General features: G+C 66.4%; 15 protein-coding genes. 9 read left to right on the top strand and 6 right to left on the bottom strand.

Annotated elements, in window-relative coordinates:
• Nucleotides 1-295 precede the first annotated feature (295 nt).
• The 7 genes from ACP15H_RS02860 (at nucleotide 296) to ACP15H_RS02830 (ending at nucleotide 7,847) form a co-directional block, all read left to right on the top strand.
• Nucleotides 296-1,699: a M23 family metallopeptidase gene (locus ACP15H_RS02860; RefSeq protein ID WP_425064716.1), complete on the top strand. Its 1,404-nt coding sequence runs from the start codon at nucleotides 296-298 to the stop codon at nucleotides 1,697-1,699.
• 130 nt (nucleotides 1,700-1,829) lie between these two features.
• Nucleotides 1,830-2,861 (top strand): amino acid ABC transporter substrate-binding protein, encoded by a 1,032-nt coding sequence (locus tag ACP15H_RS02855; protein ID WP_425064715.1) that lies wholly within the window; start codon nucleotides 1,830-1,832, stop codon nucleotides 2,859-2,861.
• Nucleotides 2,862-3,002: 141 nt separating this feature from the next.
• Nucleotides 3,003-4,040: an amino acid ABC transporter substrate-binding protein gene (locus tag ACP15H_RS02850; protein ID WP_425064714.1), complete on the top strand. Its 1,038-nt coding sequence runs from the start codon at nucleotides 3,003-3,005 to the stop codon at nucleotides 4,038-4,040.
• A 131-nt stretch (nucleotides 4,041-4,171) separates the two neighbouring features.
• Nucleotides 4,172-5,362 (top strand): amino acid ABC transporter permease, encoded by a 1,191-nt coding sequence (locus tag ACP15H_RS02845; protein ID WP_425064713.1) that lies wholly within the window; start codon nucleotides 4,172-4,174, stop codon nucleotides 5,360-5,362.
• Between the two features lie 2 nt (nucleotides 5,363-5,364).
• Nucleotides 5,365-6,645 carry an amino acid ABC transporter permease gene (locus ACP15H_RS02840; protein WP_425064712.1) on the top strand — a complete coding sequence of 427 codons (1,281 nt, stop codon included), beginning with the start codon at nucleotides 5,365-5,367 and terminating at the stop codon, nucleotides 6,643-6,645.
• 21 nt (nucleotides 6,646-6,666) lie between these two features.
• Nucleotides 6,667-7,437, top strand: a complete 771-nt coding sequence (locus tag ACP15H_RS02835; RefSeq protein WP_425064711.1) for an amino acid ABC transporter ATP-binding protein — start codon at nucleotides 6,667-6,669, stop codon at nucleotides 7,435-7,437.
• Nucleotides 7,438-7,550: 113 nt separating this feature from the next.
• On the top strand, nucleotides 7,551-7,847 hold the full coding sequence (locus tag ACP15H_RS02830; protein WP_425064710.1) for a hypothetical protein: 297 nt from the start codon (nucleotides 7,551-7,553) through the stop codon (nucleotides 7,845-7,847).
• Here ACP15H_RS02830 and ACP15H_RS02825 read toward each other — a convergent pair.
• From ACP15H_RS02825 to ACP15H_RS02800, 6 genes are read right to left on the bottom strand one after another with little or no spacing between them, the layout of a single operon-like run.
• Nucleotides 7,844-8,947 carry a DegT/DnrJ/EryC1/StrS family aminotransferase gene (locus tag ACP15H_RS02825; RefSeq protein ID WP_425064709.1) on the bottom strand — a complete coding sequence of 368 codons (1,104 nt, stop codon included), beginning with the start codon at nucleotides 8,945-8,947 and terminating at the stop codon, nucleotides 7,844-7,846. The genes ACP15H_RS02830 and ACP15H_RS02825 overlap by 4 nt on opposite strands.
• Nucleotides 8,944-9,378 carry a sugar 3,4-ketoisomerase gene (locus tag ACP15H_RS02820; RefSeq protein ID WP_425064708.1) on the bottom strand — a complete coding sequence of 145 codons (435 nt, stop codon included), beginning with the start codon at nucleotides 9,376-9,378 and terminating at the stop codon, nucleotides 8,944-8,946. The genes ACP15H_RS02825 and ACP15H_RS02820 overlap by 4 nt, the downstream gene beginning before the upstream one ends.
• 22 nt (nucleotides 9,379-9,400) lie before the next feature.
• Nucleotides 9,401-10,336, bottom strand: a complete 936-nt coding sequence (locus ACP15H_RS02815; RefSeq protein ID WP_425064707.1) for a DMT family transporter — start codon at nucleotides 10,334-10,336, stop codon at nucleotides 9,401-9,403.
• Entirely contained in the window at nucleotides 10,333-11,253 is a 921-nt protein-coding gene (locus tag ACP15H_RS02810) for a DMT family transporter (RefSeq protein ID WP_425064706.1), read from the bottom strand. Before ACP15H_RS02810 ends, ACP15H_RS02815 begins: the two co-directional genes overlap by 4 nt.
• Before the next feature lie 12 nt (nucleotides 11,254-11,265).
• On the bottom strand, nucleotides 11,266-11,640 hold the full coding sequence (locus tag ACP15H_RS02805) for a dihydroneopterin aldolase (RefSeq protein WP_425064705.1): 375 nt from the start codon (nucleotides 11,638-11,640) through the stop codon (nucleotides 11,266-11,268).
• Nucleotides 11,637-12,398: an SDR family oxidoreductase gene (locus ACP15H_RS02800; RefSeq protein WP_425064704.1), complete on the bottom strand. Its 762-nt coding sequence runs from the start codon at nucleotides 12,396-12,398 to the stop codon at nucleotides 11,637-11,639. The genes ACP15H_RS02805 and ACP15H_RS02800 overlap by 4 nt, the downstream gene beginning before the upstream one ends.
• Nucleotides 12,399-12,452: 54 nt before the next feature.
• Here ACP15H_RS02800 and ACP15H_RS02795 point away from each other — a divergent pair, with 54 nt between their 5' ends.
• Nucleotides 12,453-13,574: an NAD(P)/FAD-dependent oxidoreductase gene (locus ACP15H_RS02795; RefSeq protein ID WP_425064703.1), complete on the top strand. Its 1,122-nt coding sequence runs from the start codon at nucleotides 12,453-12,455 to the stop codon at nucleotides 13,572-13,574.
• Nucleotides 13,571-14,398, top strand: coding sequence for an alpha/beta hydrolase (locus ACP15H_RS02790; RefSeq protein WP_425064702.1), 828 nt, complete (start codon nucleotides 13,571-13,573; stop codon nucleotides 14,396-14,398). The genes ACP15H_RS02795 and ACP15H_RS02790 overlap by 4 nt, the downstream gene beginning before the upstream one ends.
• Nucleotides 14,399-14,487: the final 89 nt, after the last annotated feature.

Here is a 14,487-nt window from a genome sequence, read left to right as displayed (position 1 = left end):
GCGCGTAGAACGCTTATTCGCAATGCAGCAAAAACGGGCGTCTTTCCCCTGTGACCTTTGCCGACCACAAGGATACGCGAGTCTAAAACTCTATCATTTTCAACATGTTAGCCAGTTTTCACGGGTGTTGCATTTTTGCAACTTTTTGTGGACTTGTGGATACTCCGTGGCCAAAGTGACCCTCAAGCGGGGCACGCGGGGGCATCGACTGGGGGAGTCGGTGGATCGTCAGTTGCCTCAACCGTCAATTAGTTGCGTTCAATGGAACGGGAGCGGCCCAACGATGACGTCCAACATGACGCGTCTCCAACGCGCCTATCGCTGGCGAACCATCCGCAGCCTCACGGCAGCGACTCTTGCAGTCTCCTCTCTCTTTTTTGCCGCCGGCGCGATGGCGCAGGTGAAGGCCCCGTCCAAGAACCAGCTCAAGAAGCCCGCGGCGAAGTCGGCTCCGGCCGCCGCCCCCAGCGAAGACGTCCAGTCCTTTTCGATCGCGGCCGACAGCTCCGTCGCCCAGCAGCTCATCCTCCTGCAGGTCGATCCGAATGACGCCCAGGCTGCCGCCGACGCCGTCGGCAAGGCGCTGAGCCAGCCCGAGGTCAAGGCCGCCAGTTCCGGCCGCGCCGTGCTCGCCCCGCAGGCCGCCGGCCAGCCCAAGCGTCTCGTCTCCCTCCAGCTCTATTCGAACAAGTCGTTGGCCGTCGATCTCGCGCGGGGCGCCGATGGCTCGTTCGGATTCAAGCTTGCTCCCGGCGCCACCGAGGACGATGACGAGCGCGTCTCGAGCCTGCCGGGTTCGGCCCCCTCGACCGCCGGCCCCGGTGCCCGCTCCGTGGTTGCCGATTCGGTCAAGACGGTGAAGACCAGCAGCGCCACGCTCGCCAGCACCCTGGCTCCGACCGGCGCCAACCCGGCCGCCCTCAAGGAGCTGACGCAGGCACTCGCCGGCTTCGCACCGGCCGCCGCCAAGATCGACGTCGTGCAGGGCCGCACCGTGGACGGTGCGCCGCGCATCCTCGTGGCCAGCCTGGGCGATGGCGCCGCCAAGCGTTCCTTCTGGTGGTTCGCGCCCCAGAACCAGCCGGAAGGCTGGTTCGACGACGAGGGCCGTCGTCTCGGCGGCACGGCGCTGGCCGACCCGAGGCCGGGCGCCCGCCAGTCGTCACCGTTCGGCACGCGTCGCTACTACGGCCGCAAGAGCGGCGGCGGCTTCCACAACGGCATCGACTACGAAGGCAAGACCGGCGAGCCGATCTATGCGGCGGCCGACGGCGTGATCAACCACCAGGGCTGGTACTTCAACTACGGCCGTACCGTGAAGGTGAGCCACGCCGACAATTTCGAGACGCTCTACGCGCACATGTCCCGGTTCGCCGACGGCATGGGCCCGGGGACGCGCATCCGCAAGGGCGACGTGATCGGCTATGTCGGCTCGACCGGCCGCTCGACCGGCGCCCACCTGCACTTCTCGGTGATCGTGAACGGCCAGTTCGTCGATCCGCAACCCTACATCTCCGACAAGGGCGGCCAGGGCACCCTGGGCGGCGAACAGCTCGTCTCCTATCGGCAGTGGCAGCAGGAGATCAAGCGCGCCTCCGAGCGCAGCCGGGGCAGCAGCGACACCCGCTATCCGGGTCTGCAGGGCGCGGAGCCCTGGTCGTCGAACCCCTTCTCGTCGCGCGCCGCCGACCGCCTGTGAGCCACCGCACCGGCAGTGCACTGCCGTTGCGCGTCTCCGGTTGTTCGCCTACCAATTGCATCATCGATCCTGAACGGTCGCGACAGGCGATCGACGGGAACGCCAGAGGCAAACCACGAGGGATGACATAATGCTCAAGAAAATGATGGCCGGCGTCGTCACCGCCGGTCTGGTCGGTGTCGCCGGTACGGCGCATGCCGGCAAGGATCTCGATGCGGTGAAGGCCCGCGGCCAGCTGGTCTGCGGCATCAACACGGGCGTCGCGGGCTTCGCCCAGCAGGACGACAAGGGCAAGTGGACCGGCCTCGACGTCGACGTCTGCCGCGCCGTCTCGGCCGCGCTCTTCGGCGACTCCGAGAAGGTCAAGTACGTGCCGACGACGGCCCAGCAGCGCTTCACGGCCCTGCAGTCGGGCGAGGTCGACATTCTCTCGCGCAACACGACCTACACGCTGACCCGCGATACCGCGCTCGGCCTCGAGTTCACCGGCATCAACTACTATGACGGCCAGGGCTTCATGGTACCGAAGAAGCTCGGCGTGAAGAGCGCCAAGGAGCTGAACGGCGCCACCGTCTGCGTCCAGCCGGGCACGACGACCGAACTCAACCTCGCCGACTATTTCCGCGCCAACAAGATGACCTTCAAGCCGGTCGTCATCGAGAAGGTCGAGGAAATCCGCGCCGCCTTCTATGCCGGCCGCTGCGACGTCTACACCACCGACGCCTCGGGCCTGTACTCGACCCGCGCCGCGAACACCCCGGCGCCGGCCAAGCCGGAAGACTTCATCATCCTGCCGGAGATCATCTCCAAGGAGCCGCTGGGACCGGCCGTGCGCCAGGGCGACAACCAGTTCGCCGACATCGTGCGCTGGGCCTTCTACGCCATGGTCGAGGCCGAGGAAGCCGGCATCACCTCGAAGAACGTCGACGAGATGCTGAAGAGCGACAATCCCTCGATCAAGCGCATCCTCGGCGTCACGCCCGGCATGGGCAAGGCCCTCGGGGTCGACGAGAAGTGGGTCTACAACATCGTCAAGCAGGTCGGTAATTACGGCGAGAGCTTCGACCGCAACGTTGGCATGGGCTCGCCGCTCAAGATCGAGCGCGGCCTGAACGCGCTGTGGACGAACGGCGGCCTGCAGTACTCCCCGCCGATCCGCTAGCCTTCCTCTCGAACGTCACGACGAACCGCCGCCCTTCAGGGGCGGCGGTTTTTCTTTGGGTAAGTCCCGCTCATTTTGGCCTGCGGCTTGCAAGCCTCGCGGAGAAGGCGGCATGCTGTGTTCAAGGAAAAGGGAGGCTTAATGCGCAAGAAGATCGTGGCGGCAGCTGCCGGTATCATGGCCGCTCTGACCGGCGCCGCCGGGACGGCTCACGCCGGCAAGGACCTGGATGCCGTCAGGGGACGGGGCACGCTGAACTGCGGCGTCGGGATCGGCACGGCAGGCTTCATGCTCGCCGACAGCCAGGGCAAGTGGAAGGGTCTCTCGGTCGACGTCTGCCGCGCCGTCGCGGCCACCATCTTCGGCGATGCGGAGAAGGTCAGGTACGTCCCCCTCACCTCGGCGCAGCGCTTCACCGCGGTGCAGTCGAGCGAAGTCGACATGGTGATGGGGAACGCCACCTATACGCTGACCCGTGACACCGCACTGGGCCTCGATTTCACCGGTATCTACTACTACGACGGCCAGGGCTTCCTGGTGCCGAAGACGCTCGGCGTGAAGAGCGCCAAGGAGCTGAACGGCGCCACCGTGTGCGTGGCCCCCGGCACCACCACGGAACTCAACCTCGCCGACTATTTCCGCGCCAACAAGATGACCTTCAAGCCGGTCGTCATCGAGAAGGTCGACGAGATCCGCGCGGCCTTCTTCTCGGGCCGCTGCGACGTCTACACGACCGATGCCTCGAGCCTCGCCGCCACGCGCGCCGCCAACGTGCCGCCGCCGAAGACGATCGAAGACTATGTCATCCTGCCCGAGATCATCTCCAAGGAGCCGCTGGGACCGGTCGTCCGGCATGGCGACAATCAATTTGCCGACATCGTGCGCTGGGCCTTCTACGCCATGGTCGAGGCCGAGGAGCACGGCATCACCTCGAAGAACGTCGACGAGATGCTGAAGAGCGACAATCCCTCGATCAAGCGCATCCTCGGCGTCACGCCCGGCATGGGCAAGGCCCTCGGGGTCGACGAGAAGTGGGTCTACAACATCGTCAAGCAGGTCGGTAATTACGGCGAGAGCTTCGACCGCAACGTCGGCATGGGCTCGCCGCTCAAGATCCCACGCGGCCTGAACGCGCTGTGGACCCAGGGCGGCCTGCAATACTCGCCGCCCATCCGTTGATGCGGGGGCATCGACATTGGGGATGGTGGGATTTGTCCCGTTGCGCAGGGGCAATTCCCACATACACTGAGGGCAATAGCGGGCATATAACGCCCGAGCGGAAAAACCGCACCAGGCAGGGGGAATAGAGAATGGCGGTCGAGACTCTCGGCGCTACGCCACGACCGAAAGTGGCACCGTGGAACGATCCGGTCATCCGAGGCTGGGTCTTCCAGATCGTCGTCGTCGGTCTCGTCGGGTTCCTTGCCTGGTACCTGGTCAGCAACACGATCGACAATCTGCAGCGCCAGAAGATCGCCAGCGGCTTCCACTACCTCGAGCGCGAGGCCGGCTTCGAGATCGGCGATACGATGATCGAGTATTCGCCCGCCAGCACCTACGCCCGCGCGATCTGGGTCGGCATCCTCAACACGCTGCGGGTCGCCGTTCTCGGCATCCTGCTCAGCACCGTTCTCGGCACTCTGGTCGGCGTCGGCCGGCTTTCTCCCAACTGGCTGCTCAGCCGGATCTGCGCCTGGTACGTCGAGGCCTTCCGCAACGTGCCCCTGCTGCTGTGGCTGTTCCTCTTCTACAAGCTGATCAGCGAGGCCTTTCCCGGCCCGCGCCAGGCGATCTCGATGCTCTGGAACAGCGTGTTCCTGAGCAACCGCGGCGTCTATTTCCCGGTGCCGATGGCCGATCCCATTCACAAGTGGATGGGTCTCGCCTTTCTCGTCGGCATCGCCGGCGCCTGGTTCGTGAACCGCTGGGGCAAGAAGCGCCAGGAAGCCACCGGCCAGCCCTTCCCCGGCATTTCCGCAGGACTCGGCATCGTCATCGGCCTGCCGGCTCTCGTCTGGCTGGCCGGCGGCGCGCCGCACCATATGAGCTGGCCCGAACTGAAGGGCTTCAACTTCTCGGGCGGCACCGTCATCCAGCCGGAGTTCACCGCGCTTCTGGTCGGCCTGGTGCTCTACACCTCGGCCTTCGTGGCCGAGATCGTGCGCTCCGGCATCCTGGCGCTGCACAAGGGCCAGAGCGAGGCGGCGGCGGCGCTCGGCCTGTCGCGCGGCCAGTCGATGCGCCTGGTGCTGCTGCCCCAGGCCCTGCGGGTGATCGTCCCGCCGATGACCAGCCAGTATCTCAACATCACCAAGAACAGCTCGCTGGCGATCGCGATCGGCTACCCCGACCTCGTCGCCTCGATCAACGTGACCATCAACCAGACCGGCCAGGCGATCGAGAACATCCTGATCATCATGGCCGCCTACCTGTCGGTCAGCCTGTCGATCTCGGCGTTCATGAACTGGTACAATAAACGTATCGCCCTGAGGGAGCGCTGAGCATGACCGACGCCATGCCTGTCGGCGACCGCAAGCCGCTCGCCCCTCCCGTCGACGAGACCGGCGTTCTCGGCTGGGCCCGCAAGAACCTGTTCTCCAGCTGGGGCAACGGCATCACCACGGTGGTGCTGATCGCCGCCGTCGTCTGGATCCTCTCCTGGTTCCTCGAATGGGCGCTGTTCACCGCCAACTTCACGGCCTCGACCGGCGCCGAATGCCGCGGCGGCGGCGCCTGCTGGGCGCTGATCCGCGAGAAGTTCCGCTACATCTTCTTCGGCTCGTTCCCGTATGAGCAGCATTGGCGGCCGCTGTTCGCGGTCATCACCATGCTGGCCATGCTGGTGCTGAGCGCCGACCGCCGCATGTGGAACTGGCGCCTGCTGGTGATCTGGGGCGTCGGCTCGTTCGTCACCTTCCTGCTGATGTTCGGCCAGATCCACATTCCGCTCGGCCTCATCCTGTTCGTCGCGCTGCTGGGCGGCGTGGTGGGCCTCGCGCTGCGCAGCGCCCTGGCGGAACCCGCCGAGCGGATGGCCTACTATGCCCTGACCGCCATCGGCGCGGTCGGCCTCGTCCTGCGCATCGTGGGCGTGCTGCCGAGCTGGAGCATCGCCATCGCGCCGCTCAGCTACGTCGAGACCAGCCTGTGGGGCGGCCTGCCGGTGACCTTGATCCTGGCGACCTACGGTCTCGCCTTCGCCTTCCCCTATGGCGTCCTGCTGGCGCTGGGCCGGCGGTCCAACCTGCCTCTCATCAAGGGTCTGTGCGTCGGCTTCATCGAGCTGATCCGCGGCGTGCCGCTGATCAGCCTGCTGATCATGGCCTCGGTCATGCTGCCGCTGTTCCTGCCCTCGGGCACGACCATCGACAAGTTCCTGCGCGCCCAGGTCGCCGTCATCCTGTTCGCCGGCGCCTACATCGCCGAGGTCATCCGCGGCGGCCTGCAGTCGCTGCCCAAGGGCCAGTTCGAGGCCGCCGATGCGATGGGCCTGAACTACCCGCAGAAGACGCTGCTGATCATCCTGCCGCAGGCGCTGCGCGTGGTGATCCCGCCGCTCATCAACACCTTCATCGGCTTCTTCAAGGACACGTCGCTGGTGCTCATCATCGGCATCTTCGACTTCCTGAACACCGCCAACCAGGCGCTGGTCGACCCCAACTGGGCGGGCTTCCCCGGAGAGGTCTATCTGTTCGCCGCCTTCGTCTACTTCATCTTCTGTTTCTCGATGTCGCGGTACAGCAAGTACCTCGAATTCGAACTCAACAAGGGCACGCGCCGCTAGGCGCCGTCAGGGGAGCAAGTCATGACCGCAACCGCCCGCGATCTCTCGAAACTGGAATCGGTGATCCAGCTCAAAGGCGTCAACAAGTGGTACGGACAGTTCCACGTGTTGTCCGACATCAATCTCGACGTGAAGGAAGGCGAGAAGATCGTCATCTGCGGACCGTCGGGATCGGGCAAGTCGACGCTGATCCGCTGCATCAACCGGCTGGAGGAACATCAGCGCGGTGACATCGTGGTCCACGGCGTCACGCTCTCCAACGACGTGAAGAACATCGAGGCGATCCGCCGCGAGGTCGGCATGGTGTTCCAGTCTTTCAACCTGTTCCCGCACCTCACCATCCTCGACAACCTCACCCTGGCGCCGATCTGGGTGAAGAAGATGCCCAAGAAGGAGGCCGAGGAAATCGCCATGAGCCTGCTGACCCGGGTGCGCATTCCCGAGCAGGCGCTGAAGTATCCCGGCCAGCTCTCGGGCGGCCAGCAGCAGCGCGTGGCGATCGCCCGCGCGCTCTGCATGCGTCCCAAGATCATGCTGTTCGACGAGCCGACCTCGGCGCTCGATCCGGAGATGGTGAAGGAAGTGCTCGACGTCATGATCGAGCTGGCGCGCGAGGGCATGACCATGCTCTGCGTCACTCACGAAATGGGCTTCGCACGGGCCGTCGCCGACCGCGTGATTTTCATGGATCGCGGCGAGATCGTCGAGCAGAACGAGCCCGAGGCATTCTTCGCCAATCCCCGGAACGAGCGCACCAAGCTGTTCCTCGGCCAGATCCTGCACAACCACTAGCCAGGTCCGGCGAGAATCCGGACCGGCTCATTGTGGCGAATTGAAGGAAGAAGCCAGAAGGCCGCAACCGCTCCCCGCTGCCCCGAGTTGAATCGGGCACAAAGGAGAGCGCCATGCGAGTCACTGGAATCATCGCGGCCGCCCTGATGGCCGCCACCGTCGCCGGCTGTGCCTCGGAGTCCTATTACGGTCCCAGCAGCAGCTATCCGTATCGTTCCCAAGCCTACGCGCCGGCCTACACGACGACCTACTATTCGTCGCCGGGCTACTACGCGGCGCCGCCCGCCTACCGCACCACGACCTACCAGTACAACTACGCCCAGCCCGCCTACCCGCAGCGCGGCGGGTATGACGGCTACTGGGATTATCAGCGCAATTACCGCGGCATCCACCCCGCTCCGGAGCTCTAGCCCGCCAGCGTCCGCCGGATCACGGCGCAGACCTCGTCGACCGATTCGAGCGGAATGTGCGGGCCCATCGGGAGGCTGAGGACGGTCTCGGCCAGCTTCTCGGCAAGAGGGTAGGTCCCCTTGCCCTGGCCGAGTTCGGCATAGGCTTCCTGAAGATGGGGCGGGATCGGATAGTGGATCAGCGATCCGATGCTTGCCTCGCCGAGCGCCTTCACCAGGTCGGCGCGCCGGTTGGTTCGCACGACGTACAGGTGCCAGACGGGATCGGCCCATTGCGGCACGTTCGGCAAGGCGAGGCTCGTGATGTCGGACAGCCTGTCGTCGTAGCGCGCCGCCACCGTCCTGCGGCGGTCGTTCCACTCGTCGAGCTTCGCGAGCTTCACGCGCAGGAAGGCTGCCTGCAGCTCGTCGAGGCGGGAGTTCACCCCCTTCTCGAGATTCACGTACTTCACGCGGCTGCCGTAGTTGCGCAGCGTGCGCAGACGCTCGGCGAATTTCGGGTCGTCGGTCGTTACCGCGCCGCCATCGCCGAAGGCGCCGATGTTCTTGCTGGGAAAGAAGCTGTGCGCGCCGGCATCGCCGAGCGAGCCGGTCCGCCGGCCGCGTACCCTGGCGCCCTGCGCCTGGGCCACGTCCTCGACCACCTTCAGCCCGTGCTTGGCGGCGAGCGCCATGATCGCATCCATGTCGGCCGGCTGGCCGTAGAGATGGACGGGCATGATCGCGCGCGTGCGTGGCGTGAGCGACGCGGCGATGCGATCGGGATCGATGTTCGGGCCGCCGGGAGTCGGTTCGACCGGCACCACCTTGGCGCCGACCGCCGTCACCGCGAGCCAGGTGGCGATATAGGTGTTCGACGGCACGATGACTTCATCGCCGGCGCCGATGTCCCAGGCCCGAAGCGCCAGTTCGAGTGCTTCAAGCCCGTTGCCCAGTCCGACGCAATGCTTCGTGCCGCAGAAGGCGGCGTACTCGGCCTCGAAGGCCTCGACCTCCTTGCCGAGCACGAACCAGCCGGACTCCATCACGCGCGCATAGGCGGCATCGAGCTCGGTCTTCAGCTCGGTGTAGACGGACTTCATGTCGAGGAAGGGGATCATGCGCGGCTCGCCGCTTCGGCTTCGCGCTTGAAGGCCTCGTAGTCGCGCAGATACTCGCTCTCGTCGTACAGGGTCGAGGCGATGACCAGGATGACGGTCTGCGGCGCGAAGTTGTCCAGCTCGTGCCAGACCATCGGCCCGATATGCAGCGCCCGTCCGGGATCGTCGAGGACCACCGTCTCCTTCACCTTGCCGTCATCGAGATGGAGCTGGCAGGACCCGTTCATCACCAGGGTGACGAGGTGCGACTCGCGATGGCCATGCCGGCCGCGCCACTGGTCGGGCGCGATGTCGTGCAGCCAGAAGAGGCGCCGAACCGTGAAGCCCAATTCCTGATCGAACTCCAGAAAGTTGATCTTGCCGCGAACGTCGCCCCTTCCGGGGACGGAAAGCCAGCGGCAATGGGAAACCTTGAGTTGAGGAAGAGACATGTCGGGCATGGCAGAGCCTGTCTTATCGTTTTGTCGTTTGTAGCCTTCGCCATTGCATGTAGACGACGCCACTCAAGGCGACGAGCCCACCGGCGATCTGGTAGGCATTGGGAATGAAGCCATAGGTCATTGACCACAATACGGCGAAGAACGGCACGAGATTGACCCAGAGGGACGCAATTGCAACCCCCAGCCGGCTCGCGCCGACATTCCAGAGATAGGCGCCCACACCGCTCGAGAAGACGGCCACGAGCAGGAGCTGGCTCCAGACCCAGCCGTCGGTCACCGTGAAGGGCGAGTTGGCCCAGCCCAGACCGATCAACACCAGGGTTAGGGCCACCATCCAGCCCAGGGCGGACAGCGAGGCGACATAGGCGCGGTGGAGCTGGCTCGCCCGGTCGAACCAGGCCTGCGCCTTCAGGCTGTAGAGCGTCCAGAGCGCGTTGGAGAGCAGCACGATGATCTCGCCGCCGCCCAGGGTCAGCGCGCCCCGACCGAACAGGCTCCCGGCGGCCAGGATGGCGCCGCCCGTCAGGGTCAGCGCCAGCGCCACGCCGAACCCCGGATCGAATCGCGCCCCCGTCACCAGGCGTACGGTGACCGCGGCGACCAGCGGCCCTGCCACCTGGACGGCGGCCGCCGAGATCGGATTGCTGAACCGGATGCCCACCAGGAAGATCGTGAAGAACCCGCTCATCATCAGGCCGATCAGCAGGAAGCGCTTGAGGCCGATCTCGATCCGCAGGTTCCGGACGCCCTCCGCCAGCACCAGCAGCACCCCCAGCGTCGCCACCGCCGCCAGGGTGCGGATGGTCAGCATGGGCACCACATCGAAGTGCTGGAGCATGACCTTGGAGACGGGCACGTTGGCGCCCCAGCTCACGCCCACGAAAAGCATCGCCGCGAAGGCGCCCAGCATGTGGTGCCGGTCGCGTCCCGGTGTCGGTCCCTTCGTCATCGCCGCGCCGCCCGAGTCTGGCGGATCTGGAGCTGCGCGATGCCGGCCAGCACGATGAAGCCGCCCGCGACCTGCAGCCAGCTCGGCTCGCGTCCCATCAGGGCGGCAAGACCGATCGCGAAGACAGGCGCCGAATTGGCGAACAAAGAGGCCACCGGAACGCCGACCAGCGACACGCCGGTATTCCACAGCAGGACCGCCACCGCGACGCCCAGGACGCCGATCCACGCGACCATGCCCCACTCGACGGGCGTCGGAGGACGCGTCGGCCAGACGAGGCCGCCCAGCGCCCAGACGACGGCGCAGACCACGCCCAGCAGCACGCTGGCCACCGTCGAGGTCAGGGCCGACAGGGCGATCTGGCCGCGATCGGCCAGCCATTGCTGGGCGCGGATCGAGTACCAGCTCCAGCAGAGCTGGGCGATCACCAGCAGCCCCTCGCCGCCTTCCAGACCAAAGGAGCCCGCCGCACGGCCGGGCGTGCCAAGAACGACGACGATGCCGCCGGCCACCACCAGCAGCAGCGTGACCCCGAAGCCGGGCGGCGTGGTCGAGCCCAGCATCGCGCGCGCCAGCAACGTCGCCCAGATCGGACCGCACATCAGCACGATTGCCGAGGTCGCGGGATGGGCGTGTGCCACGCCGAACGTGTAGAGCACCGAGAAGGCCGTCATCGCGGTCCCGAGTTTCAGCAGGCGGCCCCAGTCGAGCGGTCGCGGCGCTGCCGCCGGCTTATCGCTCAGCAGCACGGCCAGCCAGAGAACGGGCAGCCCCAGGATGTAGCGCGACCAGGACAGCAGCCAGTTGTCGTAATGCTCGGCCAGCGCCGCCAGGACCGGAATCATCGATCCCCAGATCAACGCGGCCAGCAGCAGGACCAGGCTCGCGCGCCGCAGCGCACCGACGGAGGGCGGCATCGAGCGTGCCGCTCAGCCCGTGGCGCGACGGCGGACCGCCTCGTAGCCGACGCGGCAATCCTTGTAGACGTCGGGCTTCTCGGTCGAGACGCGCGCCTCGACGACCTGGGGCTGGGCCAGGCACAGGTCGAGAATGCCCTCGACCAGAGTCTCCTGCAGGTTGAAGTGGCGGCTCGCCGCGAGCCCGGCGATGCCGTCATGGATCAGGTCGTAGTTCAACACGTTGGCGATGCTGTCGTCGTGCGCGCGGTCGGGGGTCGCCAGCAGCAGCTCGACGTTGATGACCACCGCCTGCGGCTTGGCCAGTTCGAAGTCGTAGATGCCGATCGACACCGGCAGGCGCATGTCGCGGATGAAAATGCGACGCTCGGAGGTGACCATGGTCATTTCTTCTTCTTCAGGTCGAAGGCGATGTCGCGCGGCCGGCCGGTCAGGTGCTCGCCGCTGTCGACGAGCAGCGTATCGCCGGTATAGCTCGGCGTGGCCACGATGAAGCGGAGCGCGCGGACGAGATCGTCGACCGTCACGCCGACGCCGAGCGGATTGGCGGCATGCTGCTCGGCGAAGCGCGCATCCGTCTGGCTGCCGCTGCGCAGGGTCAGGCCCGGCGCGATGCCCGCCACCCGCAGGCGCGGCGCGAAGGATTGCGCCAGCAGGGTCGTCAGCCCCTGGAGGCCGACCTTGGAGAGCGTGTAGGTGAGGAAGTCGGGATTGAGGTTGTAGAGCTTCTGGTCGAGCACGTTGACGACCAGGCCCGTCTCGTCCGCCGGCAGCTGCCGCGCCAGCGCCTGCGCGAGCAGCAGCGGCGCCCGCAGGTTGATCGCCATGTGCAGGTCGAAATCGGCGGCGGTCGCGGTCGGCGCGCGGTCGAGCTTGAACAGCGAGGCGCTGTTGACCAGGCAGGTGAGCCGCACGCCGGGCGCCCGGCACTTGGCCACCAGCCCCTCGGCCTGCCGCGCCGAGGCGAGATCGGCACGAACCGCCATGGCTTTGCCGCCCGCCTCGCGGATCGTCGCGACGGTCTCCTTCGCCCCGGCTGCCGATTCCCGGTAATGCACGAAGACGAAGAATCCGTCGGCCGCCAGCGCGAGCGCCAGGGCACGGCCGATTCGCAGTCCCGCCCCCGTGACCAACGCGCCTTTCATGATGCGACACCCGCCCTTGGTGACTGAAAGAGGCGGCGGTTCTAGCATGCGACCATGAATTCGTCCCCGTTCGAAACCGTCGACTGCGTTGTCATTGGCGCAGGTGTTGTCGGCCTTGCCGTCGCCCGTGCCCTGGCCCTTGCCGGCCGCGAGGTCATCGTCGTGGAGGCGGCCGACGCCATCGGCACCGAAACCAGCTCGCGCAACTCCGAGGTCATCCACGCCGGGATCTACTATCCCAAGGGCAGTCTGATGGCGCGGGCCTGCGTCGCCGGCCGGCGCATGCTCTATGCCTATTGCAAGGACCACGGCGTGCCGCATCTCAATTGCGGCAAGTTGATCGTGGCAACCAACGCGGCCGAGAGCGAGAAGCTCGCCGAGATCAAGGGCCGTGCGGAAGCCAACGGCGTCGAGGGCATGCGCTTCCTCAGCGCCGCCGAGGCGATGGCGATGGAGCCGAACCTCCAGTGCACGGCCGCCCTGTTCTCGCCCAGCACCGGCATCGTCGACAGCCATTCCTACATGCTGGCGCTGCAGGGCGACGCCGAGGCGCACGGGGCGATGTTCGCCTTCAACAGTCCGGTGAAGGCGGGCCGCGTCGTCGAGGGCGGCGTGGAAATCGAAGTCGGTGGAACCCAGCCGATGAACCTGCGTTGCAAGCTGCTGATCAATTCGGCGGGCCTTCATGCGCCGACGCTTGCGAAAAAAATCGTTGGCATGCCATCCGCGCATATTCCGACCGCGTACTACGCCAAAGGAAACTACTTCACCTTGACCGGCCGCTCCCCCTTCTCCCGCCTCATCTACCCCGTCCCGGTGCCGGGCGGCCTGGGCGTGCACATCACCGTGGACATGGGCGGCCAGGCGAAGTTCGGGCCCGACGTCGAATGGATCGACGGCATCGAGTACACGGTCGACCCGCATCGCGCCGACAAGTTCTACGCTGCCGTGCGCAAGTACTGGCCCGGCATCAAGGACGGTTCGCTGCAGCCCGGCTATGCCGGCATCCGGCCGAAGATCGTGCCGCAGGGTGCGCCGGCACAGGACTTCACCATCACGGGGCCTGCCGATCATGGCGTGCCCGGCCTCATCCACCTGTTCGGCATCGAATCGCCCGGCCTCACCGCCTCGCTGGCGCTCGCCGAACAGGTGCGCGACCTCGCCGCCTCTGCATGACGCTGGCACGCCGAGGCCTCCTCGCCAGCGTTCTCGGCCTGCTCGGCGGCTGCTCTCCCGCGGCGCTCCTGAACACGACCGTCGCGCGCTCGGGCTACAAGCTCGACGCCGACATTCCCTACGGCAGCCTTCCCCGCCAGAAGCTCGACGTCTACACGCCGGAGCAGCCGCGGGCCGACGGCAAGGCGGTGATCTTCTTCTACGGCGGCTCTTGGGATTCCGGCGCCAAGGGCGACTATCTCTTCGTCGGCCAGGCGCTGGCCGCGCGCGGCATCACCACCATCATTCCCGACTACCGCGTCTATCCGGAGGTTCGCTATCCCGCCTTCCTCGACGATGGCGCGGCGGCGACGGCTTGGGCGGCCAACAAGGTCGGCACCGAGAAGCTGTTCGTCGCGGGGCACTCGGCGGGCGCCTATATCGCGATCATGATGGTGGCCAACACCCCCTATCTCGCCGCCGCCGGCGTCGACCGCATGAAGCTGCCGGGCGGGATCGGCATCGCCGGCCCCTACGATTTCCTGCCCCTCACCTCCCGCCGGCTGCGGGAGATCTTCGGCGGCGATCGCCGCGAGACGCAGCCGATCGAATATGCCCGCGCGCCGCTGCCGCCGCTCCTGTTGCTGCACGGCACCGCCGACACGACGGTGAAGCCCTTCAACAGCGAACGTCTGGCCGCAGCCTGGCGCAAGGCGGGCGGCACGGCCGAGCTGAAGCTCTATCCCGAGGTCGACCATATCGACATCGTCGGCTCCTTCTCGGAGCTGCTGCGCAAGCGTGCGCCCTCCCTGGACGACACGATCTCCTTCATCGACCGCACCTGATCCGCATCGCGGACGGCATGTCCACTGTGCGATCCGTGGACTGGCCGCGGCCGTTCCGGTTCGCTAATGCTTGGGAAATCACCCAAGGG

This window comes from Reyranella sp. (genome assembly GCF_965249915.1).
Taxonomy (GTDB): Bacteria; Pseudomonadota; Alphaproteobacteria; order Reyranellales; family Reyranellaceae; genus Reyranella.
This window is presented reverse-complemented; position numbering and strand designations above follow the sequence as displayed.